This is a genomic window from Pseudomonas sp. P4_C3 (assembly GCF_056402075.1).
Genome location: NZ_JBFUIC010000298.1, coordinates 1 through 4,802, shown reverse-complemented (window position 1 = coordinate 4,802; position 4,802 = coordinate 1). Strand labels below are relative to the sequence as shown.

8 protein-coding genes are annotated in these 4,802 nt (G+C 55.0%); all 8 read right to left on the bottom strand.

Annotation, left to right across the window (positions count from 1 at the left end; translation table 11 throughout):
- Nucleotides 1-34: 34 nt before the first annotated feature.
- Nucleotides 35-367, bottom strand: a complete 333-nt coding sequence (rplV, locus tag AC1DVH_RS26075; protein ID WP_003103908.1) for a 50S ribosomal protein L22 — start codon at nt 365-367, stop codon at nt 35-37.
- 11 nt (nt 368-378) lie between these two features.
- Nucleotides 379-654: a 30S ribosomal protein S19 gene (gene rpsS, locus AC1DVH_RS26070; RefSeq protein WP_002555486.1), complete on the bottom strand. Its 276-nt coding sequence runs from the start codon at nt 652-654 to the stop codon at nt 379-381.
- 16 nt (nt 655-670) lie between these two features.
- Complete coding sequence (gene rplB / locus AC1DVH_RS26065) at nt 671-1,495, bottom strand: 50S ribosomal protein L2 (RefSeq protein WP_003186055.1); 825 nt, start codon at nt 1,493-1,495, stop codon at nt 671-673.
- 14 nt (nt 1,496-1,509) lie between these two features.
- Complete coding sequence (gene rplW, locus AC1DVH_RS26060; RefSeq protein WP_002555488.1) at nt 1,510-1,809, bottom strand: 50S ribosomal protein L23; 300 nt, start codon at nt 1,807-1,809, stop codon at nt 1,510-1,512.
- Nucleotides 1,806-2,408, bottom strand: coding sequence for a 50S ribosomal protein L4 (gene rplD / locus AC1DVH_RS26055; RefSeq protein WP_003228735.1), 603 nt, complete (start codon nt 2,406-2,408; stop codon nt 1,806-1,808). Before rplD ends, rplW begins: the two co-directional genes overlap by 4 nt.
- Before the next feature lie 12 nt (nt 2,409-2,420).
- Entirely contained in the window at nt 2,421-3,056 is a 636-nt protein-coding gene (gene rplC / locus AC1DVH_RS26050; RefSeq protein ID WP_003186059.1) for a 50S ribosomal protein L3, read from the bottom strand.
- A gap of 80 nt (nt 3,057-3,136) precedes the next feature.
- Nucleotides 3,137-3,448 (bottom strand): 30S ribosomal protein S10, encoded by a 312-nt coding sequence (gene rpsJ, locus AC1DVH_RS26045; protein ID WP_003186070.1) that lies wholly within the window; start codon nt 3,446-3,448, stop codon nt 3,137-3,139.
- A gap of 157 nt (nt 3,449-3,605) precedes the next feature.
- Nucleotides 3,606-4,799: an elongation factor Tu gene (gene tuf, locus AC1DVH_RS26040; protein WP_008053875.1), complete on the bottom strand. Its 1,194-nt coding sequence runs from the start codon at nt 4,797-4,799 to the stop codon at nt 3,606-3,608.
- Nucleotides 4,800-4,802: the final 3 nt, after the last annotated feature.

The following is a 4,802-nucleotide window of genomic DNA, read 5'->3' as shown; positions in this document are numbered from 1 at the left end:
GGGATGTACTTTCTGACCCATCTCTTCGACTCCGTTACTTGTCAGCAACCTTGACAGTGATATGGCAAGACCGCTTGACGATGCGATCAGCACGGCCTTTGGCACGTGGCATGATGCGCTTCAGCGAACGCCCTTCGTTGACGAAAACGGTGCTGACCTTCAGGTCATCAACGTCTGCGCCTTCGTTATGCTCGGCGTTGGCTACGGCCGACTCCAGCACTTTCTTCATGATCTCGGCGGCTTTCTTACTGCTGAAAGCCAACAGGTTGAGCGCTTCGCCCACCTTCTTCCCGCGGATCTGGTCGGCGACCAAGCGGGCTTTCTGGGCGGAGATTCGAGCGCCCGACAACTTAGCGGCTACTTCCATTTCCTAACCCCTTAACGCTTGGCTTTCTTGTCTGCCACGTGCCCGCGATAAGTGCGGGTACCGGCGAACTCGCCCAGTTTGTGGCCGACCATGTCTTCGTTCACGAGAACTGGGACGTGCTGACGACCGTTGTGTACTGCGATGGTCAGACCGACCATTTGTGGCAGGATCATCGAACGACGCGACCAGGTTTTCACCGGTTTGCGATCGTTCTTTTCCGCCGCCACTTCGATCTTCTTCAGTAGGTGAAGATCGATAAAAGGACCTTTTTTCAGAGAACGTGGCACTGTCGTATCCCTCTATTTACTTGCGACGACGGACGATCATTTTGTCGGTACGCTTATTACCACGAGTCTTCGCGCCCTTAGTCGGGAAGCCCCATGGCGATACCGGATGACGACCACCAGAGGTACGACCTTCACCACCACCATGTGGGTGGTCAACCGGGTTCATGGCAACACCACGAACGGTTGGGCGAACGCCACGCCAGCGTTTGGCACCAGCTTTACCCAGCGAACGCAGGCTGTGCTCGGAGTTCGAGACTTCGCCCAGGGTCGCACGGCATTCAGCCAGGACTTTACGCATTTCACCGGAACGCAGACGCAGGGTAACGTACACGCCTTCACGAGCGATCAGCTGAGCCGAAGCACCAGCGGAACGAGCGATCTGAGCGCCTTTACCTGGCTTCAATTCGATGCCGTGTACGGTGCTACCAACTGGAATGTTGCGCAGTTGCAGAGCGTTGCCCGGCTTGATCGGTGCCAGGGCACCTGCGATCAGCTGGTCGCCAGCGCTCACGCCTTTAGGGGCGATGATGTAGCGACGCTCGCCATCTGCGTACAGCAGCAGAGCGATGTGAGCAGTACGGTTTGGATCGTATTCGATACGCTCGACAGTGGCAGCGATGCCATCTTTGTCGTTGCGACGGAAGTCGACCAGACGATAATGCTGCTTATGACCACCACCGATGTGACGAGTGGTAATACGGCCATTGTTGTTACGACCACCAGACTTCGATTTCTTCTCGAGCAGCGGTGCGTGAGGAGCGCCTTTATGCAGCTCCTGGTTGACCACCTTGACCACAAAACGGCGGCCAGGGGAAGTCGGTTTGCATTTAACGATTGCCATGATGCACCCCTTCCTTACTCAGCACTGCTGCTGAAATCGAGATCTTGGCCTGGCTGAAGGGAGATAACTGCCTTCTTCCAGTCATTACGCTTGCCCAGACCGCGAGCAGTGCGCTTGCTCTTACCCAGAACATTCAGGGTAGTAACACGCTCTACTTTCACGCTGAACAGGCTTTCGACGGCCTTCTTGATTTCCAGCTTGGTTGCGTCGGTAGCAACCTTGAAAACGAACTGGCCTTTCTTGTCTGCCAGAACCGTAGCCTTCTCGGAAACGTGCGGGCCAAGCAGAACTTTAAATACGCGTTCCTGGTTCATCCCAGCAGCTCCTCGAATTTCTTCACGGCCGACACGGTGATCAACACCTTGTCGTATGCGATCAGACTAACTGGATCGGAACCTTGCACGTCACGTACATCTACGTGTGGCAGGTTACGAGCAGCCAGGTACAGGTTCTGATCAACAGCGTCGGACACGATCAGAACGTCGGTCAGGCTCATGTTGTTCAGTTTGCCCAGCAGGTCTTTGGTTTTCGGCGTTTCAACGGCGAAATCCTGAACCACGACCAGACGATCAGTACGCACCAGCTCAGCAAGGATGGAACGCATTGCTGCGCGATACATCTTCTTGTTCAGCTTCTGGGAGTGATCCTGAGGACGAGCTGCGAAAGTGGTACCGCCGCCACGCCAGATTGGGCTACGGATAGTACCGGCACGAGCACGGCCAGTACCTTTCTGACGCCATGGGCGCTTACCGCCACCACGAACGTCGGAACGGGTCTTTTGCTGCTTGGAACCCTGACGACCGCCAGCCATGTAGGCTACGACTGCTTGGTGAACCAGCGTCTCGTTGAATTCGCCGCCAAATGTCAGTTCGGAAACTTCGATCGCTTGAGCGTCATTTACATTTAATTGCATGTCAGCTTCCCCTTAACCGCGAGCCTTGGCTGCTGGACGTACAACCAAGTTGCCGCCAGTAGCGCCAGGAACAGCGCCCTTGACCAACAACAGATTGCGTTCAGCGTCCACGCGCACTACTTCGAGGGACTGCACGGTCACGCGCTCAGCGCCCATATGACCGGACATTTTTTTGCCCTTGAATACACGACCAGGAGTCTGGCACTGGCCGATAGAGCCTGGAACGCGGTGGGATACGGAGTTACCGTGGGTGTTATCTTGCCCGCGGAAATTCCAACGCTTGATCGTACCCTGGAAGCCTTTACCCTTGGACTGACCGGTTACATCAACCAGTTGACCAGCGGCGAAGATTTCAGCGTTGATCAGATCGCCGGCCTGGTACTCGCCTTCTTCAAGGCGGAATTCCATTACGGTACGACCAGCGGCAACGTTCGCTTTAGCGAAGTGGCCAGCCTGAGCTGCTGTTACACGCGAAGCACGACGCTCGCCGACAGTGACTTGCACTGCACGATAGCCATCGGTCTCTTCAGTTTTGAACTGGGTGACGCGATTCGGCTCGATCTCAATGACCGTGACCGGAATGGAGACACCTTCTTCGGTGAAAATACGGGTCATACCGCATTTACGACCGACTACACCAATAGTCATGTTGTAAACCTCATGAGTGTACGGGGCTTTCACCCGCTATGGCCGCCCATTTCAGAGCGTTACACGACTAAGACCGAGTCTTAGCCGAGGCTGATCTGTACTTCCACACCGGCCGCCAGATCAAGCTTCATAAGTGCATCAACGGTTTTATCCGTTGGCTGGACGATGTCCAGAACGCGCTTATGAGTACGGATCTCGTACTGGTCACGCGCGTCTTTGTTGACGTGCGGGGAGACCAGAACGGTGAACCGCTCTTTACGGGTAGGCAGTGGAATTGGACCACGCACTTGAGCACCAGTACGTTTCGCGGTTTCCACGATTTCCTGGGTGGATTGGTCGATCAGGCGATGGTCAAAAGCCTTCAACCTGATACGGATTTGCTGATTTTGCATTGGATTTCAGACTCCGGCTGCTATTCCCAGCGAGCGCAATACGCCCGTTAAAAGGAGGCGCAATTCTATAGACGCCCCAGATAGGTGTCAACCCAATAAAAAAGCCCCCGCTGAGCGGGGGCTTTTCAAAGCATCGAAGCTATCTCAAAAGAGATGCTTACTCGATGATTTTGGCTACGACGCCAGCGCCGACGGTACGACCGCCTTCACGGATAGCGAAACGCAGGCCGTCTTCCATCGCGATGGTCTTGATCAGGGTAACTTCCATCTGGATGTTATCACCTGGCATTACCATTTCAACGCCTTCTGGCAGCTGGCAGTTACCAGTCACGTCAGTAGTACGGAAGTAGAACTGTGGACGGTAGCCTTTGAAGAACGGAGTGTGACGACCGCCTTCTTCCTTGCTCAGAACGTAAACTTCTGCGGTGAACTTGGTGTGCGGCTTAACCGAACCCGGCTTAACCAGAACCTGGCCACGCTCAACGTCGTCACGCTTGGTACCACGCAGCAGAACGCCGCAGTTCTCGCCAGCACGACCTTCGTCGAGCAGTTTGCGGAACATTTCAACACCGGTGCAGGTGGTGGTGGTGGTGTCACGCAGACCAACGATTTCCAGAGCATCTTGAACGCGAACGATACCGCGCTCGATACGACCAGTCACAACAGTACCACGACCCGAGATCGAGAATACGTCTTCGATTGGCATCAGGAATGGCTTGTCGATAGCACGCTCTGGCTCTGGGATGTAGCTGTCCAGAGTTTCAACCAGTTTACGAACGGCAGTGGTGCCCATTTCGTTGTCGTCTTTGCCTTCCAGCGCCATACGAGCCGAACCGATGATGATTGGAGTGTCATCGCCCGGGAAGTCGTAGGTGGACAGCAGGTCGCGAACTTCCATCTCGACCAGTTCCAGCAGCTCAGCGTCGTCTACCAGGTCAGCCTTGTTCAGGAAAACCACGATGTACGGAACGCCTACCTGACGGGACAGCAGGATGTGTTCACGGGTTTGTGGCATCGGACCATCAGCGGCCGAGCAAACCAGGATCGCGCCGTCCATCTGGGCAGCACCGGTGATCATGTTCTTCACATAGTCAGCGTGACCTGGGCAGTCAACGTGAGCGTAGTGACGGATCTTCGAGTTGTACTCGACGTGCGCGGTGTTGATGGTGATACCACGAGCTTTTTCTTCTGGAGCGCTGTCGATTTTATCGAAATCAACGATTGCAGAACCGAAAACTTCGGAGCAAACGCGAGTCAGAGCTGCGGTCAGAGTGGTTTTACCGTGGTCAACGTGACCGATGGTGCCAACGTTGACGTGCGGTAGGGAACGATCAAATTTTTCTTTAGCCACGAC